This window comes from Halopseudomonas sp. L-58, from assembly GCF_056859475.1.
Genome location: NZ_JBSXON010000071.1, coordinates 211,662 through 229,883, shown reverse-complemented (window position 1 = coordinate 229,883; position 18,222 = coordinate 211,662). Strand labels below are relative to the sequence as shown.

Sequence of the window (18,222 nt, the reverse complement as noted above, 5' to 3'; positions counted from 1 at the left end):
GGCCATGTTCGAACTGATCGATAACGTTCCTCAGAACGCAGTAATCAAGGTCGTCGGTGTGGGCGGTGGCGGCGGCAACGCGCTGCAGCACATGGTGGTGAACAATGTGGAAGGTGTTGATTTCATCTGCGCCAACACCGATGCCCAGGCACTGAAAAACGTCAGCGCGCGTACCGTGCTGCAACTGGGTTCGGGTGTCACCAAAGGTCTGGGTGCCGGTGCCAACCCGCTGATCGGCCGTGAGGCTGCGATTGAAGACCGCGAGCGCATTGCCGAGGTGCTGCAGGGCTCTGACATGGTATTCATCACCGCAGGCATGGGTGGTGGTACCGGTACCGGTGCGGCGCCGATTGTTGCAGAAGTCGCCCGTGAAATGGGTATCCTCACTGTCGCCGTCGTGACCAAGCCGTTCCCGTTCGAAGGTCGCAAGCGCCTGCAGGTGGCCGAAGAGGGTATTCGTGAACTGAGCCAGCACGTTGACTCGCTGATCACCATCCCGAACGAAAAACTGCTGACCGTGCTGGGTAAAGACGCCAGTCTGCTGGCCGCCTTCAGCAAGGCCAACGACGTGCTGCTGGGTGCGGTGCAAGGTATCGCTGACCTGATCATGCGTCCGGGTATGATCAACGTCGACTTCGCCGACGTGAAAACCGTCATGAGCGAAATGGGTATGGCAATGATGGGTACCGGCCACGCCAGTGGTCCGAACCGCGCCCGCGAAGCGGCCGAAGCGGCCATCCGCAGCCCGCTGCTGGAAGACGTCAACCTGATGGGCGCGCGCGGCATTCTGGTCAACATTACCGCCGGTCCGGATCTGTCGCTGGGCGAGTTCTCCGAAGTCGGCAGCACTGTCGAAGAGTTTGCCTCTGAAACCGCGACTGTTGTGGTCGGTACCGTTATCGATCCGGAGCTGCGTGACGAGCTGCGGGTTACCGTAGTTGCAACCGGTCTGGGTGCGCGTGAAAAGCCGGTGAAGGTCATCGACAATACTGCCGCAGCGCCTGCTCAGAGCGTCCAGCGTCCGGAAGCCGGTGCACCGAACTACCGCGATCTGGAACGCCCGACCGTCATGCGCAATCAGGCTCCAGCCGGCGCTGCTGCCGCGTCTCGTCTGACTCAGCCGGCGGATGATCTGGATTATCTGGATATTCCGGCATTCCTGCGTCGTCAGGCTGATTGAACTGGTCAATTGAAGGCATAGGGGTAATTGGTATTCATCAAAAGCTGACTTTGCTATGATGCACGCCAGTTTACTGAGAGTTTTTCGCAATCAGCGCGGAAGCAGGCAAGCATGATCAGACAACGCACATTGAAAAACGTCATCCGGGCCACTGGTGTGGGCCTGCATTCGGGTGAGAAGGTCTACCTCACACTGAAGCCGGCACCGGTGGACACGGGTATCGTGTTTCGCCGGGTTGATCTTGACCCCGTGGTCGAGATCCCGGCGCGTGCCGAATGTGTCGGTGAGACGACCATGTCCACGACCCTGGTAAAGGATGGCGCCAAGGTAGACACGGTCGAACACCTGTTGTCGGCAATGGCGGGTCTGGGTATTGATAATGCCTACGTCGAGCTGAGCGCGGCCGAAGTGCCGATCATGGACGGCAGCGCAGGTCCCTTTGTCTTTCTGATTCAGTCGGCCGGCATTGCAGAACAGGATGCCGCCAAGCAGTTTATTCGGATCAAGCGTGAAGTTACGGTAGAAGAAGATGGCAAAACAGCCACCTTTGTCCCCTTTGAGGGCTTCAAGGTGTCGTTTGGTATCGACTTCGATCACCCGGTTTTCCGTGGCCGCAGCCAGCACGCCTGCGTCGACTTTTCCAGCACCTCGTTTGTGAAGGAAGTCAGTCGCGCCCGTACGTTCGGGTTTATGCGTGACATCGAGTATCTGCGTTCGCAGAATCTGGCGCTCGGTGGCAGTGTCGATAACGCCATTGTGGTGGATGAGTATCGGGTGTTGAACGAAGACGGTCTTCGCTACGAAGACGAGTTCGTCAAACACAAGATTCTCGACGCAATCGGTGATTTGTACCTGCTGGGCAAAAGTTTGGTTGGTGAGTTCCGTGGCTACAAGTCCGGACACGCGCTGAACAACAAGCTTTTGCGTGCGCTGCTGGCAAACAAGGACGCGTGGGAACTGGTTACCTTCGATGACGCAGGTACCGCTCCAATCTCCTATATGCGTCCTGCCGCTGCTGTCTGACAACAGACATCGGCGACACTACTCGTTTCGTTTTATCTTTCGGCCGCCTTCGGGCGGCCGTTTTTATTGGGGCATCGCGCCGCAAGTGACGAGCTGCAAGCCGCAAGCCGCAAGCTTCAAGTTCCAACCCAAAGCCCAAAGCCCAAAGCCCAAAGCCCGTGTGTTGGGTCATAAGGTTTTATAACAGTCTGGATTTTTGGAAGGCGTGTGGCGCAATCAGCAAATCAGCCATGAGTCTCGCCAGCTAGCTGTCAGGGAGTAGGGCTCTTCCAAAGTCCGATGCTTCCACTCAAGCTTCTGGCTTGCAGCTTGCAGCTTGCAGCTTGCAGCTTGGGCCTCGAGCCTGTCCCTGCGCGCCCAATCAGTGGCTTTCCGATTCGCCGTGGTGCCGCGCCAGGCGATTGAGCGCCGCTTTGAGTGCCGGGTCGCAGACATGCTCGGCAGTCTCTTGCAGGCTGTGACTGGCTACCTTTGAGCGCCTGATAGTGCGAACAGGTGGTGATTTCTTGACCAGAGGTGGTTGTACCTTGCAATGAATTTTCGTTAAGGTGGCGAATTCGTTGAAAGTCTGCAGGTCCCTGATCAGCCTTTTTTGCTGATAGCGCATCCGCGTAGCCCATTGACTGCTGGTCACTACCAGCTTCAGCACGCCGGTCTCGAACGAGGCAACGCGGCACTGTTCGCGAGCGGCGGGTTCGAGGCGCGACTGAAATAGGGCTTGCAGGCGTTCGAGTTGACGGGACTTCTCCAGCAGCGCGCGGAGCGTGCTGCTGGTTCTTAACAGGTCGGTTGGTCGACGTGCGTCCAGAGGATGGAATGCCATGGGGTCGCTATCAGTCAGGAGTGATGGAGCGGTCATCCTATCAGAACCGCCGTCAGGAATGTTTGGGGTAGTTATTTGAACATCATTATTCTTACCGGGCGCAATGGCGCATCGCGCACGCTGACCCTGGGAGCGCCCTGGGTGTTTGCTGGCGTGTCCCTGTTGCTGGCGTTGCCACTGGTTGCGTCGCTGATAACCTGGCAGTTGATGGCGGGTGGATCGCCTGAGTTGGCTGCTGCTGAAAACCAGATTCCGCAGTGGCAGCAGGTTCTGCAGGACTATGACACAGACCCGCTGGTCGAAGATGACGGCACTCAGGCGCAGATCGAACGCATGAGTCAGCAGCTTGCCCGTCTGCAAATGCGCCTGACCCGTCTGGATGCGCTGGGTGAGCGACTGACCGAGTTGGCTGATTTCAATGATGGCGAGTTCGATTTTGGTTCGGAATCCGAGTTCGAATTCGGCATCGGTCTGGATCCGGGGACCGGTATGGGTGGTCCGGAACTGCGCGATGACGATCTCTCCTTCGAGGCGCCATCCGATCTGCAGGGGCTGATCGAGCAGTTGTCGGCCCGGGTTGACGACAGGACCCAGCAGTTGCAGCTGCTGGAAGACCTGATGGTCAGCCGGCAGACCGATGTGGATGCCATCCTCGATTTCGTTCCGGTCAGCGTTGGTCATGTATCATCGACCTTCGGGCGGCGTACCGATCCGATTACCGGGCGCCTTTCAATGCATAACGGACTCGACTTTGCAGCGCCGCGCGGGACGCCGATTCATGCGCTGGGCGCCGGTGTTGTGACCTTTGCCGGGCGTAATGGCGCTTACGGCAATATGGTCGAAATCAATCATGGCGGCGGTTTGAAGAGCCGCTACGCGCATGCCTCTGTGCTGAAGGTCAGCAAGGGTGATCTGGTACAGAAGGGGCAGGAGATCGCCGGGGTGGGTACCACTGGCAGGTCTACCGGTCCGCATCTTCATCTCGAAGTCTATCGCAACGGCATGGCGGTCAATCCTGCCCGCTTCCTGGCGTTGAAATAACCTCCCCTGACCCTCTTATAGGTTGCCTGTCGAAGGCATTTTCGACTGGCGGCCGCCTCCGCCGCGCGGTTTAATGTGCGGCAGAAATCAGAGTAGAATGCCGTTTTCGGGCTGGTCCGGCAGCATGGGACTGGACACGCCACTCATCACATGGATATCTAAGTCGATTATGTTTGCGCCGTTAATGAAAAAGCTGTTTGGAAGCAAGAACGACCGTGAATTGAAGCGAATGGGTAAGGTTGTCGCTGCGATCAACGCCCTCGAAGAAAGCTTGAATGCACTGAGTGATGAACAGCTGAAGGCGAAAACAGACGAGTTCAAGCAGCGCCTGGCCGCTGGCGAGACGCTGGATGCGCTGTTGCCGGAAGCCTTCGCCGTCGTGCGTGAGGCTGGTAAACGTGTGATGGGCATGCGCCACTTTGATGTCCAGCTGATCGGTGGTATGGCACTGCACGAAGGCAAGATTGCCGAGATGAAAACCGGTGAGGGCAAGACCCTTGTTGCCACCTTGCCGGTTTATCTCAATGCGCTGGCCGGCAAGGGCGTTCATGTAGTGACGGTGAACGATTACCTGGCCAACCGTGACGCCAACACCATGCGTCCTTTGTACGAGTTCCTGGGCATGACCGTGGGCGTGGTCGTACCGATGCAGGACCCGGAGCACAAGCGCGCTGCCTATCGCTGTGATATTACCTACAGCACCAACAACGAGCTGGGCTTCGATTACCTGCGCGACAACATGGCGTTCCGGCTGGAAGACAAATTCCAGCGTGAGCCGTTCTTCGCAGTGGTGGACGAGGTCGACTCCATCCTGATCGACGAGGCGCGCACGCCGCTGATCATTTCCGGCCCGGCCGAAGACAGCTCGCGCATGTATGCCACCATCAATAAACTGATTCCCCTGCTCAAGCGCGGCAAGTTGCCGGAGGAAGGGGAAGAGGGCGTTGAAGGTCACTACCTGATTGATGAAAAGGCTCGTCAGGTTGAACTGACAGAAGAAGGTCACCAGTTTGTTGAGGAGCTGCTGGCACGTGAAGGCATGCTCAACGAGGGTGACAGTCTGTATGCGGCCCAGAACCTCGGCCTGCTGCATCACGTTCATTCGGGCCTGCGTGCGCATACCCTGTTCCATCGCAACGTTGAGTACATCGTGCAGAACAATCAGGTTCTGCTGGTTGATGAACACACCGGCCGCACCATGCCCGGCCGCCGTCTGTCCGAGGGTCTGCACCAGGCTATCGAAGCAAAGGAAGGGCTGCAGATCCAGGCCGAAAGCCAGACTCTGGCTTCCACTACCTTCCAGAACTACTTCCGGCTGTATCCCAAGCTGTCTGGTATGACCGGTACCGCTGACACCGAAGCGTTCGAATTTCGTCAGATCTATGGTCTCGACGTGCTTGTTATCCCGACCAACAAGCCGATGGTGCGCAAGGACTACAACGATCTCGTCTATCTCAGCATCGAGGAAAAGTTTGCCGCCATCGTTACCGACATCAAGCACTGCATGGAGCAAGGTCGCCCGGTGCTGGTGGGTACGGCATCCATTGAGTCGTCCGAGGTCGTAGCCAACCTGCTGACCCGCGAGAAGGTGCCGCACAAGGTTCTGAACGCCAAGTTCCACGAGAAGGAAGCGGAAATCGTTGCTCAGGCTGGCCGTCCCGGTGCCGTGACCATTGCTACCAATATGGCTGGTCGGGGTACCGACATCATCCTGGGTGGCAACTGGGAAGCGGAAGTGGCTGCACTGGAGAATCCGACCGAGCAGCAGATCGCCCAGATCAAGGACGAGTGGCAGCTGCGTCACCAGCAGGTACTTGAGGCCGGCGGTCTGCACATTATTGCCTGTGAGCGTCACGAGTCACGCCGTATCGATAACCAGCTGCGTGGTCGTGCGGGCCGTCAGGGTGACCCGGGGTCGAGCCGTTTCTACCTCTCACTGGAAGATAACCTGATGCGCATCTTCGCCTCTGACCGGGTGAAGAACTTTATGAAAGCACTTGGGATGGAGAAGGGCGAGGCGATCGAGCATCGCATGGTTACCAATGCCATCGAAAAGGCGCAGCGCAAGGTCGAAGGCCGCAACTTCGACATTCGCAAACAGCTGCTTGAGTACGACGACGTTGCCAATGAGCAGCGCAAGGTGATTTACGGTCAGCGTAACTCCATTCTGGCCAGCGAAAGTGTCGAAGAGACTATCAACGCGATTCGCCAGGATGTGGTCAATGATCTGGTCAGTGCACACATGCCGCCCGGCACCCTGCCGGAACAGTGGGATGTTGCGGGGCTGGAGCAGAGTATCGCTTCCGATCTGGGGCTGCACCTGACTATTCAGCAGTGGCTGGATGAGGATGAGCGCCTGAGCGAGCAGGGTGTTGCCGAGCGGGTACTGGAAGCGCTGGTTGCCGCTTACCGCGAGAAGGAAGAACTGGCTGGTGCCGAAGCGCTGCGTACCTTCGAGAAGCAGATGCTGCTGCGCGTACTGGACGACCTGTGGAAAGAACACCTGGCAACCATGGATCACCTGCGTCAGGGTATTCACCTGCGTGGCTATGCGCAGAAGAACCCCAGGCAGGAGTACAAGCGCGAAGCCTTCAATCTGTTCCAGGAAATGCTGGAAACGCTCAAGCGCGACACTATCCGCGTCCTCAGTCACGTCCAGGTTCGTCGCGAAGACCCGGCCGAGGAAGAGGCGCGGCTGCGCCGTCAGGCTGAAGAACTCCAGCGTCGCATGCAGTTCAAGCACGAGGAAGTGAACGCCGTTGCCGATGCTGCCGGGGATCAGACTGGTGAACCGGAGCAGGCAGGTACCGCCGCGCCCGTTACCCGTGAAGGCCCCAAGGTAGGCCGCAACGATGCCTGCCCATGTGGCTCCGGCAAGAAGTACAAACATTGCCACGGACAAATTAGCTGAGCCTTTGGCTCAGCAGCTTCAAGCCTTAAGCGGCAAGCTACAAGCAAAACCCGCGCGTTATCGAACCGCGCGGTGTTTGAGCCAATTAATAGCGGCAGAGTTTGCAAGAGTGCTTGACGGCCGCGCCGCCCGGCCTACCATTGCTTGCAGCTTGTAGGGGGCGGCCATCCGCCTTGCAGCTTGCAGCTTGCAGCTTCTATTTATCTCTTTTCTGGAGTTGTTGATCATGCCTGTCGGTCTTGGCCCGTTGCCTGTGCTGTACCCTGTTCCCGGTTTTCGTCTTGGTATTGCTTCTGCGGGCATCAAGCGGGCCGGTCGCAAGGACGTGGTCGTCATGGAGGCGGCAGAAGGCTCTGCGATTGCCGGCGTGTTCACGCTCAACGCATTTTGCGCCGCACCGGTCACCCTCTGCCGTCAGCGCATGGGCAATGCTCCGCGGTATCTGCTGGTCAACACCGGCAACGCCAATGCCGGAACCGGCAAGCCCGGCATGGCGGCAGCCGAGCGCACCTGTGAGGCACTGGCCGGTCTGGCTGGCGTTTCGCCCGAGCAGGTTTTGCCGTTCAGCACCGGCGTGATTGGCGAGCTGCTGCCCGCCGACAAAATTATTCCTGTGCTGCCGGCAGCCCTCGAAAACCTGTCCGAAGATAACTGGGCGGTCGCTGCCGAAGGCATCATGACAACCGATACCCAGCCAAAAGGTTGCAGCCGGCAGATTCAGATCGGCGGTCAGACCGTGACCATCACCGGTATCTCCAAAGGCGCCGGGATGATTCGTCCAAACATGGCTACCATGCTGGGGTATGTTGCTACCGATGCGCCGGTTGCCCAGCCGGTACTGCAGGAGCTGCTGCGTGAAGCCGCAGATCTGTCGTTCAACCGTATCACCATTGACGGCGACACCAGCACCAACGACTCCTGCATGCTGATTGCGACCGGCAAGGCCGCCATTGCGCCGATCGACAGCACTGAGGCGGCGGGTTACGCCGAGCTGGCCGCAGCGATCAAGGACGTGCTGCTGGTGCTGGCCCAGGCCATCGTTCGTGATGGTGAGGGCGCAACCAAGTTTGTCACTGTTCAGGTCAACGGCGGCGGCAATCGCAACGAGTGCCTGGATGTCGCCTACGCTGTCGCCCACTCGCCCTTGATCAAGACTGCGCTGTTTGCCTCTGACCCGAACTGGGGGCGTATTCTGGCGGCTGTAGGCTATGCCGGCGTACCGGAACTGGATGTCGAGAAAATAGACGTCTACCTGGATGATGTCTGCATTACCCGTCAGGGTGGCCGCGCGCCAGAGTACGTTGAAGAGCAAGGTGCCCGCGTCATGGCGCAGGAAGAAATCACCATACGTATCGAGCTCGGTCGTGGAGACGTCAGCGAGACGCTTTGGACCACGGATCTGTCCCACGAATACGTGCGGATCAACGCCGAGTACCGCACCTGAGCTAATCGTCTCCCGCGCAGGTGTCGGCTGTCAGGTACGCCGACTCGCTGCGTAATCTGCCTACCCGGTTGATGACCAGTCGTCGACCGGGTCGGGTCAGATCTGCCGGGCACAGGTGCAGCGTGCCGGCAAGAAAACCGCCATCCAGCCGTTCCGATTCTCCCAGCGGGTTGTAGCGCAGGTAACGGGCCAGCTCTCCGGTAGCACTGATCTCCGCCAGACCGGCGGCATGATCCTCCTGCAGAAGCTGTTCTTCGGTATCAGGCAGACCGTTGCGGTTCTCATCTACGTATACCCGCCAGCCGGCGTTCCAGTCGCCGTCCGTCGGCGCCATCACCACCGCCACATTGCCCGAGATCGCCGCCTCACGTGCCAGACGAATACTGGTGGTCAGCCGGTCGGCCGCGCCATCGAGCCGACGTTGCTCAATCAGCCGGCCAAGTGATGGCGTGCCCAGGCTTATAAACAGGCCGAGGAGTGCGATTGCGACCAGCAGCTCGATCAGACTCAGGCCGCTGTTGCGCCTCCGTCTGGCGCCGCGGGTTACTTTTGTATTGGTTTCCATACCTGTCATCCCGGTTATTTGACCGGCCATCGTCCGGGTCGCGACGTTGACCTTCGCCCTTTTTATAGTGCAGGTCGTACTAGGAGGGTTCTTTGGATGAAATGTGTGAAGGGTTTCACCTTGATTGAGTTGATGGTGACCTTGGTCGTGGCTGCGGTCATTCTCGGCCTTGCAGTTCCATCTTTTCAGCGGGCTATTGCTACAAACACTGTCAGGTCCACCACTAGCGATCTGGTGTCGGCTTTGAACGCTGCTCGCGCTCAATCGATGAGCTCCCGTACGCGGGTAACCATAACTCCCCAAGGGGGAGACTGGGACAATGGTTGGTCTGTGGTGCACCAATCCTCGGTAGAAAGCGATGAAACCTACGAACCCTCTGCCAAGGTACGCATCAGCAGCGATATAGCGTCAATCGTATTCCGGCCAGAAGGTGGGCTTACCGTTGCAGGCAGCAGTATTACCATTTGCCACGAAGATACCAGTATCGCAGGCCGGAGAATCACCCTGTCCTTTCTGGGCCGCGTGACGGTAGACCAGATAGCTGGAGGGTGCGGCTCATGATGGACTTGCGAAAAATCGGTTTGCAGCGTGGCGTGGGTATGCTGGAGGTGCTCATCGCCTTGTTGGTGTTGGCTGTTGGTGCTCTGGGTTTTGCAGGGGTGCAGATGGTAGCCATGCAGAAGTCCGAAGACGCGAACTATCGAAGCACTGCCATGCTGATCGCACAGGATGCGGTAGAGCGCATTCAGGCAAACCCTTCCGAGCTCGCGGATTACCTCAGTGATGATCCTGTTGAAACCCCCGAAGACGTTCCTGACCAAACCTGCTCCAACGATTGCGATATCAGTGCGCTGGATCTTTCCCAGCTTGCCTGGGCTGCGAGTAGAGGTTTGCCTAACGGGCAGATAAAAATAGATGACTGCGAGTTTAACGGTCTGACCTGTGTTGTGGTTAATTGGGGAGGGCGCGCGGCAGGCGGAAATGGAATTGACGATTGCATGAATGACGATGGGATAAACCTGTCTGAAGATGCCAACTGCCTGGTTTTGGAGTTCAGTCGATGAAATACGCCGAACGGGGCTTTACCCTTATAGAGCTTATGATCGCCTTGCTGCTTGGCTTGTTGTTGAGCCTCGCGGCAATCCAGCTATTGATGACTAATCAGCGGGTGTTCTCCCTGCAGGATGCAGTCACGTCGGTTAACGAAGACGGTCAGATGGTGCTGCGCTATATCGCTTCGGACGTTCGCAATGCCGGGCGGGGAAGTCAGATCGAAGGGTTTGTGCAGCCAGTGGTCCTTCAACTCGATATAGAAGACTCGGAGGGGAATTCTGTGGCCTTCGAGTCTTCAGACGGAGGGGATGGCGGCAATGACGAGCTGGTAGTTAGTTATCTGGCACAGGGTGCTTGCCAGGGCGCGGACCTGACCAGCGGTGGAGCCAATCCCGAAGGGGAGATCGTCGTTAATCGATATTACGTCGTTAATGAGGTATTGCGCTGTTCCAGCCTGCGTCGACTGGCCTCTGGTGCATATCAGGCGCTATCTCCTGGTGCTGTCGACCTGATCTCTGGTGTGGAGAGCTTCCAGGTTCTTTATGGCGTGGATACCAATATCGATAACGCCATCGGTGCCACCAAGTATGTAACAGCGACCGATTTGGCAGCGAGTGATGCGATTGTGGCGATCAGACTGGCCATTCTTCTGCGTAGTAGTGATAACCGGCTGCCGGTTCCTGAGGGAGTGCAGACATTTTTTGTGCTGGATCAGGAGGTCGAGACTCTGGAAGATCGTGGCCTGCATCGTGTTTTTTCCACAACAGCGCAGGTCCGTAATGTTTACTGGGATGGGATTTGATATGCGCCTGACGAATAGAGGGCACGGGAGCCAGCAAGGGTCTGCCTTGATCGTTGCGCTGATTATTCTCCTGATGGTCTCGGTACTGGGTATTTCGGCGATGCGTACCAGCATTTTTTCATCAAAGGTCGCTACCGGTATTCAGGCCGATACCATGACGTTTGATGCAGCCGAATCTGCTGTTGCCAGAAGCTTGAGGCAGTTGCGTGGGTTTACCGAAGCCGAGCTTTCAAAGGCAGTGCTGAATGGAGCGTCTTTGCAGAATTGCTTGCTGCCGGATGGGTCTCTGAAGGACGGAGCCTGCGGCGAGTCTGATCGCATGGACTCCCGAGAGCTTTTGCAAGCTGGTACTTATATCGTGCATTTGAAAAACAACTGCCGGATGGTCTCGGGTAGTGATGTAGAACTCTATCGCGATTATGTGATCGATGTGCTTGGTCAAAGCAATATGCAGTCGTACGAGATAGAAAATAATCATCTGCAGGAGGCCTTGAAAGTAGGCCTCGACTGTATTCAGTACTAGCGCTTGGGAGGCAACATGAAACTGGTCAATCGTTATACGCCTGTTGCTTTTTTTGCTGCACTGGCGGTGCTCTGCCCTGCCAAGCTGTGGGCTGAGGATATTGAGGTTTACTATTCTGAGGTGTTGTCTGACGACTCGGTGAACAAGAATATTGCCAACGTCATGATTATGCTGGATACCTCAGGCTCCATGCGTAATTGTGAGACTGGATCTGGGTCCAACTGGTGTACCAACAGTGATTGGCGTGAGCGAAGAATCAACCTGTTGCACGATGCAGTGGAGACGATTCTTGATGACGCGGATGAGAATGTAAGAATCGGTCTTGGTCGTTTTAATAACGATAGTGATGGTGGCTATATCATGTTGCCGGTAATGCCTGTCACTGAAAAAACTCGTCCATATTTTGACTCTGCATTGAACTCGATTAACCCCAGTCGAAATGTTCGTTATCCAGATGGCGGCATGCCGAGCGGTGGAACTCCCACATCTCAGGCGTATGAAGAAATGGCCCAGTATATGCTGGGTGGTAGTCGGAATGAAAATTACGGAACTAGTGGCGGCCGTTATTGCATTAAAGATGAATATGAAGAGCAGTGTACTACTGAGTACCAGTACACTGACGGTCAGCCAGTAGACTTTTGTGATGTAAGCGAGCCAACATGCTCCGCCTCTTATGGTGGTTGGAGAACTCTGCCTGCTAACCAAAGCTGCACTGTTGGTGACTTGTGTCAGATTAGCTGGAGTGACCGTATTGAGTATGATTGGTGGCGGTCTCGCCCAGACTGTCCTTCCGATGCGGCTGTATGTGAATACTTTAGCGGCTTTTTTTATCGCGCGTACCGGAAAGGTCTTTATCAGCAGCGAGAAGTCGTCTACACCGAAAGCGAGGTTTTAAGCGAGGTTACTTACTGCGAGATGGTGCCCACAGGTGACTGTGCTGAATATGTTCAGATTACTAATGGGCAGAATTATCAGTCTCCCATTGTTGAGGCGAACCAATGCGAGTCGAATCATATTATTTTGTTTACCGACGGCGCGCCTTCTGGTGATAGTCCGGGTAGTGTTGATCTTGTTTCATGCAGGAATGGGTCTTACGACTGTCAAGTGCGCATCGCCCGTCATTTGAATCGTGAGAATAATTCGGTAGGACGCGAGATCAAGACACACAATATCGGACTGTATATGGGGTCTGATACGCTGGCTAATATGCAAAGCGTGTCCGCTGCCGGTGGAGGTAGTACTTATAACTCCGATAACGCAGAAAGTTTGCTTCTGGCGTTTCAGTCCACGCTCGACCTGATCGCCGATGAAGCCAATACCATGGTCTCTCCCGGTGTTGCAGTCAGCCAGAGCCAGCGTTTTCAGCACCTGGATGAGATGTACTTTTCCCTGTTCAAGCCAATGCAAAGCAGTTTCTGGAACGGAAACCTCAAGCGTTATCGGGTTGAAGTAGAAGATGGTGAAGCTGCTTTTTATGACGCAGCCGGGAATGACGCGATGGCCGGGACGTCTTTTGCCAGCACCGCGCGTAGCTGGTGGAGCCGCACTGCTGATGGATCGGATGTGATGCTGGGCGGCGCTCGTGATCGCCTGGATACGACGGCGCGTAGACTGTTTTACTCACCTTCGCTGGGTGCTGACCTACAACGATTTGATTTGGATGATTTCACCAACGCAGAGTTGTTTTTGCCTGACAATGCAACGGATGCTATTCGCGGTAACGTGGAACGTGAACTGCTGAATATGTGGGGTGATCCGCTGCATAGCCGTCCGATTATGGTCAATTATGGTGGCACTTACGTTGGTGATGAATTCGTTGAAGACAACATCGTGTTTGTGTCTACCAATGCGGGTATGTTGCACGCAATAGATACCAGTAACGGCGATGAGAAATTTGCCTTTATGCCCTATGAGTTCATCTCGAAGGCATCCAGGTATACGGTTGATAGGCCGTCTCTGGCAGGGGGCAATAAGCGCCAAACCTATGGGCTGGACGGGACCTGGACTGCATGGCGGCAGTCGGGGGCTACGTTGGAAGATGCGCCTTCCAAAGTCATGATTTATGGCGGCATGCGTCGCGGTGGCAATAGTTACTTCGCATTGAACGTAACTGATGTAACTTCGCCTGAGCTTGCGTGGCAAATTACTGGCGGTGCCGGTGACTTCGTTGATTTGGGGCAGACATGGTCAACACCGAAAGTGTCCCGTTTCCCGGATGGTGATGGTGGCAGTATTCCGGTTGTGATCTTCGGCGGGGGCTACAGCCCTGCGGATCACGATGATCATCAATCCAGACGCAGCACCGATGCAAAAGGCAATGCGATTTACGTTGTCCATGCTGAAACGGGTGAGCTTGTATGGTCGGCAGGGAGTCGAACCGCAAACGTTGTCACGGCTGTATCGAGTATGACGCACTCAATACCGGGGAGCATTGCGGTTGTAGATTCTGACTCTGATGCTGTTGCTGATCACCTGTATTTCGCGGACTTGGGCGGTCATCTGTTCCGTGCGGATATTGACGAGTCTGAAGCCAAGGCGCACAGCGTTACCTTGCTCGCAAGCTTGGGCGGCTCTGGAGAAAATCATCGTCGGTTCTACGAGCAGCCCACAGTGTCATATGTTCGTGATGGCGCTTATTCCAGCTACTTTGTGTCATTGGCATCGGGTTATCGCGCCCATCCGTTGGATGTCGAGACGCAGGACGCTTTGTTTGTCTTGCGTGATCGTCAGCCGTTCGGGGGAGGCGCCAAGCCGGCTGCTACTGTGTCTGATTTTTCTGACGTGACAACTGGCGCGACGGTAGACACCACAAAGCGCGGTTGGTATTTGAAATTGGATAAAGAGGAAGGCGAGAAGTCGTTGTCATCTCCGGCTGTTCTCAACTACGAGATACTTTTTACCACCTACTCGCCGAGTACACCTTCGGATGATCAGCGTGATCCATGCTCGGTGAACTACGGGCAGTCATACCTGCATCGTGTAAACCTGAAAACCGGTGAAGGCGAACGATACTCTCTGGTGCAGCCTGGTTTGCCACCGGGTGTGACTGTGTTGTTTGGTGAAAACGGCGACACAGCTATCGTAATCGGTACTGAGGTGGTCAAGCCGGAGGGTAATGGTGGCCCAGTTGGCGGCGGTGGTGGCGGTGGTGGCACCTTCCGTGATCTGCGTCATGGACGCTGGATGCAGCTTTCACCGGATGATGCCGGGGCCATCAAGTTGCCCGTGGACGAGGAAGAGGGGGACGACGGACTGTGAATGCGAAGCTTAGTGTGAAAGGGTTTGCCCGCAGTGCCGGGTTCACACTGATCGAGTTGATGATTGTGGTGGTGATCGTGGGCATTCTTGCTGCGGTCGCCTACCCCTCGTATCAGGAGTACGTTCGCAGCACTCGGGAGGCTGAGGCAAAGGGGTTGATAATGGAGTACGCCAGTTCGCTTGAAGCGTTCAGGTCGAAGAATTTTGCATACCCGGCTGACGAGTCCACCGCAAAAACGATGGCGCCCGGCGGGTTGTATGACGGCGGTTATTATACGCCGGTATACAATCGTGTGAGCCCTCACGCCTTCACCATAACCGCCACGCCGAAAGGGGTTATGGTGGGTGAGCAGACGCTTAAGTTTGAAACGCTCAACGGTGGCGCTCAATGGGATGATTGAGGTGCGCTGATTAAGCCTTTTGGATTGACTCCAGCAACACCCCTGATTCCATGTGATGGGTATAAGGGAATTGATCGAACAGGGCGCACCGCACTACGCGGTGCGTTTTTGTAAGTTCCTGCAGGTTTTCGGCAAGCGTTTCAGGGTTGCAGGAAATGTACAGGATGCGGCGGTAGCCTTTCACCAGTTCGAGCGTGGCCGGGTCAAGGCCGGCGCGCGGCGGGTCGACGAATACGGTGCCGAACTCGAAACCGCTCAGGTCGATGCCCTGAAGGCGGCGGAATGGGCGCACGCCGGTCAGGGCCTGGGTGACCTCTTCGCTGGCCAGGCGGACCAGTGTGACGTTTTCCACAGCATTGATCTGCAGGTTTTCCTGAGCCGCACGAACCGAGCTTTTTGCCAGTTCGGTCGCCAGTACTCGGCGGAAGCGGGTGGACAGCGGCAATGTGAAGTTGCCGTTGCCGCAGTACAGTTCGAGCAGATCGTCGTCGTTTTCACCTGCGGCATCCAGGGCCCAGCTCAGCATGTGCTGGTTCACTTCGCCGTTGGGCTGGGTGAAGCCCCCTTCGATTTGCTGGTAATGCCACTGGCGACCGGCCACCTCCAATGTTTCCGTCACATGATCCGTCTGCAGTACGCGCTTCTGTCCGCGGCTGCGGCCGATCAGCTGCACTCCCAGTTGCTCGGCCAGTGCCCTGGCTGGTGCGTCCCAGCTGTCATCCAGCGGGCGGTGGTAACAAAGGGTAATCAGTGCCTGGTCAGACAGGGTGGTCAGAAACTCGATCTGAAACAGCTTGCGGCCGAGCACGGGATCAGCCTTGCAGGCGTCGAGCAGCGGCATCATTAACGCGTTGATGCGGCGGCTGGCGATAGGCAGTTGCTCGATCAGGATCGGGCTGCGCTTGTCTCCCTGCGCGAACATGGCGTAATACGGCACCCCGGCTTCGTACCAGAGACGAAACTCGGCGCGCAGGCGGAAGTGCTCCCGTGCCGACTCAAACACGTCAGGCTCAGGGGCGCTGAAGGACGCGAGCAATGCCTTGAGGCGCTCACGCTTTTCGTTGAGTTGCGCGTCGTACTGCTCGGGCTGGAATGCGGTGCTCATCAGTTAAACAGCGCCAGTTTGATCACGAACAGCCCCGCCAGGATATACAGGCTGGGGTTCAGGTCACGCCAGCGTCCGGCCAGGACCTTGATCAGCGTCCAGCTGATAAAGCCCAGGGCGATACCGTTGGCGATCGAGAAGGTCAGCGGCATGGCCAGTGCGGTTACCACGACTGGGGCCGCCTCGGTCAGGTCATCCCAGTTGATCTGCACCAGGCCGTGGGTCATCAGCACGGCGACGAACAGCAGCGCTGGTGCAGTCGCGTAGCCCGGTACCGCGGTGGCCAGTGGCGAGAAGAACATGCTGAGCAGAAACAGCAGGGCGACCACGCATGCGGTCAGGCCGGTGCGGCCGCCTGCGCTGATACCGGCAGTAGATTCGATGTAGCTGGTGGTGGTGGATGTGCCAAGCGCGGCGCCGGCCATGGTGGCGGTGCTGTCGGCCATCAGTGCGCGGCCCAGGCGCGGCATCTTGCCGTCCGGCTCTACCAGGTTGGCCTTCTGCGCGACACCGATCAGGGTGCCGGAAGTGTCAAACAGGTCAACGAACAGGAAGGCGAAGATCACGCTCAGCAAGCCGACTTCCAGGGCGCCCTTGATGTCCAGTTCAAGGAAGGTGGGTTTCAGGCTGGGTGGCGCGGAGACGATGCCGTTAATGTGGCTCAGGCCGATGATGAAGCTGATGGCCGTGATCAGCAGAATGCCGATCATCACGGCCCCGGTGACCTTGCGATAGGCAAGGGCCACAATTACTGCAAAGCCTGCAGCAGCGAGCAGCGGTTCGGGTTTGCTCAGATCGCCCAGAGCTACCAGGGTTGCCGGGTGATCAACGACCAGGCCCGCACTTTTCAGCGCGATCAGTGCCAAAAACAGTCCGATACCGGCGGCAATCGCCGAGCGCAGTGGCAGCGGGATGCTGTTGATGATCCACTCGCGGATGCGGAACAGGCTGAGCAGGAAAAACAGAAAACCGGAGAGAAAGACGGCGCCCAGCGCTACCTGCCAGCTGTAGCCCATCGAGCCGACAACGGTATAGCTGAAAAAGGCATTCAGGCCCATGCCGGGGGCCAGTGCAATCGGGTAGTTGGCCCAGAGCCCCATGACCAGGGAGCCGATGGCTGCAGCCAGGCAGGTCGCCACAAAGGCAGCACCGGGATCAATGCCGGCGTCGGCCATCATCATCGGATTGACGAAGATGATGTAAGCCATGGTCAGGAAGGTAGTGACGCCGGCAAGTACTTCGGTGCGTACGTTGCTACCGTTTTCGCGCAGTTTGAACAGTTTTTCCAGCATGAGAGGCGGCTTTCCGGTCAGGAGGGCAGAAAGCGACGCATTGTAGCTGATTCGCAGCACCGGGTGAATTTTTGCCGACAATGTGTCAGGCTTGTCGGCCATTTTTTGCGGAGGCTCCCCATGAGCAACATGATTGATACCGACGAGAAACGCGTCAGCTACGGCATCGGCCGTCAGATGGGCGAGCAACTGCTGGCCAGCAACATTCCCGATCTGGCGCTGGAGCTGGTTGCGGCCGGCCTGAAGGACGCCTTCCAGCAGCAGCCCAGCCAGGTGCCTGAGGCAGAGCTGCAGGCGGCGTTCCAGGTGCTGCAGGGCAAGATGCAGGCCGCTGCTGAAGCCGCTGCGGCGCAAGCTGCACAGGCCGGCGTTGATTTCCTGGCCGAGAATGCCAAGCGTGAGGGTGTCATTACCCTGGAATCCGGTCTGCAGTACGAGGTTGTTACCGCCGGTACGGGTGCAACGCCGGACGCCAGCTCAACTGTTCGTACTCACTACGAAGGCACGCTGATTTCCGGTGAGGTCTTCGACAGCTCCTACAAGCGCGGCCAGCCGGCCGAATTCCCGGTTGGCGGTGTGATCGCTGGTTGGACCGAAGCCCTGCAACTGATGCAGGAAGGTGCCAAGTGGCGTCTGTATATCCCGTCCGAGCTGGCTTACGGCGCTCGTGGTGCGGGTAACAGCATTCCGCCGCACAGCGCGCTGATTTTCGAGATCGAGCTGATTAAGGTTCTCTGATCGGTCTGGACGCGGTTCCGCGTCCAACCCATTGCCGGGCGTGCGCCTAACCCCGATCCCTGC

The 18,222-nt window shown here is 57.1% G+C and carries 16 protein-coding genes; 12 read left to right on the top strand and 4 right to left on the bottom strand.

Features of this window, described 5'->3' with window-relative positions:
- Positions 1-4 precede the first annotated feature (4 nt).
- Both ftsZ and lpxC read left to right on the top strand, forming a co-directional pair.
- Positions 5-1,180 carry a cell division protein FtsZ gene (gene ftsZ / locus AC13EY_RS13810; protein ID WP_228245790.1) on the top strand — a complete coding sequence of 392 codons (1,176 nt, stop codon included), beginning with the start codon at positions 5-7 and terminating at the stop codon, positions 1,178-1,180.
- A gap of 111 nt (positions 1,181-1,291) precedes the next feature.
- Positions 1,292-2,203 (top strand): UDP-3-O-acyl-N-acetylglucosamine deacetylase, encoded by a 912-nt coding sequence (lpxC, locus tag AC13EY_RS13805; protein WP_088274837.1) that lies wholly within the window; start codon positions 1,292-1,294, stop codon positions 2,201-2,203.
- A 361-nt stretch (positions 2,204-2,564) separates the two neighbouring features.
- Here the strand turns inward: lpxC and AC13EY_RS13800 are convergent, their stop codons facing one another.
- Positions 2,565-3,026, bottom strand: a complete 462-nt coding sequence (locus tag AC13EY_RS13800) for a DUF721 domain-containing protein (protein WP_088274839.1) — start codon at positions 3,024-3,026, stop codon at positions 2,565-2,567.
- A 75-nt stretch (positions 3,027-3,101) separates the two neighbouring features.
- Between AC13EY_RS13800 and AC13EY_RS13795 the strand changes: the two genes are divergently transcribed.
- The 3 genes from AC13EY_RS13795 (at position 3,102) to argJ (ending at position 8,422) form a co-directional block, all read left to right on the top strand.
- Positions 3,102-4,067 (top strand): M23 family metallopeptidase, encoded by a 966-nt coding sequence (locus tag AC13EY_RS13795; RefSeq protein WP_088274841.1) that lies wholly within the window; start codon positions 3,102-3,104, stop codon positions 4,065-4,067.
- A gap of 169 nt (positions 4,068-4,236) precedes the next feature.
- Complete coding sequence (secA, locus tag AC13EY_RS13790; protein ID WP_482877454.1) at positions 4,237-6,978, top strand: preprotein translocase subunit SecA; 2,742 nt, start codon at positions 4,237-4,239, stop codon at positions 6,976-6,978.
- Positions 6,979-7,204: 226 nt separating this feature from the next.
- On the top strand, positions 7,205-8,422 hold the full coding sequence (gene argJ, locus AC13EY_RS13785; protein WP_482877452.1) for a bifunctional glutamate N-acetyltransferase/amino-acid acetyltransferase ArgJ: 1,218 nt from the start codon (positions 7,205-7,207) through the stop codon (positions 8,420-8,422).
- Position 8,423: 1 nt separating this feature from the next.
- Here the strand turns inward: argJ and AC13EY_RS13780 are convergent, their stop codons facing one another.
- A complete protein-coding gene (locus tag AC13EY_RS13780) occupies positions 8,424-8,987 on the bottom strand; it encodes a GspH/FimT family pseudopilin (RefSeq protein ID WP_474121221.1) in 564 nt (187 codons plus the stop codon).
- Positions 8,988-9,083: 96 nt separating this feature from the next.
- On the opposite strand from AC13EY_RS13780, the gene AC13EY_RS13775 reads away from it, so the two are divergent.
- Genes AC13EY_RS13775 through AC13EY_RS13750 form a run of 6 tightly spaced genes read left to right on the top strand, consistent with a single transcriptional unit; the run spans position 9,084 to position 15,024 of the window.
- Positions 9,084-9,548: a GspH/FimT family pseudopilin gene (locus AC13EY_RS13775; RefSeq protein ID WP_474121222.1), complete on the top strand. Its 465-nt coding sequence runs from the start codon at positions 9,084-9,086 to the stop codon at positions 9,546-9,548.
- Positions 9,545-10,051 carry a type IV pilus modification protein PilV gene (gene pilV / locus AC13EY_RS13770; protein ID WP_228245795.1) on the top strand — a complete coding sequence of 169 codons (507 nt, stop codon included), beginning with the start codon at positions 9,545-9,547 and terminating at the stop codon, positions 10,049-10,051. Before AC13EY_RS13775 ends, pilV begins: the two co-directional genes overlap by 4 nt.
- Entirely contained in the window at positions 10,048-10,842 is a 795-nt protein-coding gene (locus tag AC13EY_RS13765) for a PilW family protein (protein WP_474121224.1), read from the top strand. Before pilV ends, AC13EY_RS13765 begins: the two co-directional genes overlap by 4 nt.
- Position 10,843: 1 nt before the next feature.
- A complete protein-coding gene (locus AC13EY_RS13760) occupies positions 10,844-11,365 on the top strand; it encodes a pilus assembly PilX family protein (RefSeq protein WP_474121225.1) in 522 nt (173 codons plus the stop codon).
- 15 nt (positions 11,366-11,380) lie between these two features.
- On the top strand, positions 11,381-14,623 hold the full coding sequence (locus tag AC13EY_RS13755; RefSeq protein WP_482877448.1) for a PilC/PilY family type IV pilus protein: 3,243 nt from the start codon (positions 11,381-11,383) through the stop codon (positions 14,621-14,623).
- On the top strand, positions 14,620-15,024 hold the full coding sequence (locus tag AC13EY_RS13750; protein ID WP_474121227.1) for a type IV pilin protein: 405 nt from the start codon (positions 14,620-14,622) through the stop codon (positions 15,022-15,024). Before AC13EY_RS13755 ends, AC13EY_RS13750 begins: the two co-directional genes overlap by 4 nt.
- A gap of 10 nt (positions 15,025-15,034) precedes the next feature.
- Here AC13EY_RS13750 and trmA read toward each other — a convergent pair whose 3' ends face one another.
- Together trmA and AC13EY_RS13740 are read right to left on the bottom strand one after the other, a co-directional pair.
- A complete protein-coding gene (gene trmA, locus AC13EY_RS13745; RefSeq protein WP_474121228.1) occupies positions 15,035-16,129 on the bottom strand; it encodes a tRNA (uridine(54)-C5)-methyltransferase TrmA in 1,095 nt (364 codons plus the stop codon).
- Positions 16,129-17,421: an NCS2 family permease gene (locus AC13EY_RS13740; RefSeq protein WP_228245801.1), complete on the bottom strand. Its 1,293-nt coding sequence runs from the start codon at positions 17,419-17,421 to the stop codon at positions 16,129-16,131. Before AC13EY_RS13740 ends, trmA begins: the two co-directional genes overlap by 1 nt.
- A gap of 120 nt (positions 17,422-17,541) precedes the next feature.
- Between AC13EY_RS13740 and bamJ the strand changes: the two genes are divergently transcribed.
- Entirely contained in the window at positions 17,542-18,159 is a 618-nt protein-coding gene (gene bamJ, locus AC13EY_RS13735) for a BamJ family beta-barrel-assembly machinery protein (RefSeq protein ID WP_482877446.1), read from the top strand.
- The last annotated feature ends 63 nt before the right edge of the window (positions 18,160-18,222 follow it).

Excerpts from the sequence above, each read along its gene's own strand:
- AC13EY_RS13765 (WP_474121224.1), top strand. The coding sequence starts at position 10,048 with ATGAAATACGCCGAACGGGGCTTTACCCTTATAGAGCTTATGATCGCC.
- AC13EY_RS13755 (WP_482877448.1), top strand. The coding sequence starts at position 11,381 with ATGAAACTGGTCAATCGTTATACGCCTGTTGCTTTTTTTGCTGCACTG.
- AC13EY_RS13800 (WP_088274839.1), bottom strand. The coding sequence starts at position 3,026 with ATGGCATTCCATCCTCTGGACGCACGTCGACCAACCGACCTGTTAAGA.
- bamJ (WP_482877446.1), top strand. The coding sequence starts at position 17,542 with ATGAGCAACATGATTGATACCGACGAGAAACGCGTCAGCTACGGCATC.
- trmA (WP_474121228.1), bottom strand. The coding sequence starts at position 16,129 with ATGAGCACCGCATTCCAGCCCGAGCAGTACGACGCGCAACTCAACGAA.
- AC13EY_RS13760 (WP_474121225.1), top strand. The coding sequence starts at position 10,844 with ATGCGCCTGACGAATAGAGGGCACGGGAGCCAGCAAGGGTCTGCCTTG.
- AC13EY_RS13780 (WP_474121221.1), bottom strand. The coding sequence starts at position 8,987 with ATGGAAACCAATACAAAAGTAACCCGCGGCGCCAGACGGAGGCGCAAC.
- secA (WP_482877454.1), top strand. The coding sequence starts at position 4,237 with ATGTTTGCGCCGTTAATGAAAAAGCTGTTTGGAAGCAAGAACGACCGT.
- AC13EY_RS13775 (WP_474121222.1), top strand. The coding sequence starts at position 9,084 with ATGAAATGTGTGAAGGGTTTCACCTTGATTGAGTTGATGGTGACCTTG.
- pilV (WP_228245795.1), top strand. The coding sequence starts at position 9,545 with ATGATGGACTTGCGAAAAATCGGTTTGCAGCGTGGCGTGGGTATGCTG.
- argJ (WP_482877452.1), top strand. The coding sequence starts at position 7,205 with ATGCCTGTCGGTCTTGGCCCGTTGCCTGTGCTGTACCCTGTTCCCGGT.
- ftsZ (WP_228245790.1), top strand. The coding sequence starts at position 5 with ATGTTCGAACTGATCGATAACGTTCCTCAGAACGCAGTAATCAAGGTC.
- lpxC (WP_088274837.1), top strand. The coding sequence starts at position 1,292 with ATGATCAGACAACGCACATTGAAAAACGTCATCCGGGCCACTGGTGTG.
- AC13EY_RS13740 (WP_228245801.1), bottom strand. The coding sequence starts at position 17,421 with ATGCTGGAAAAACTGTTCAAACTGCGCGAAAACGGTAGCAACGTACGC.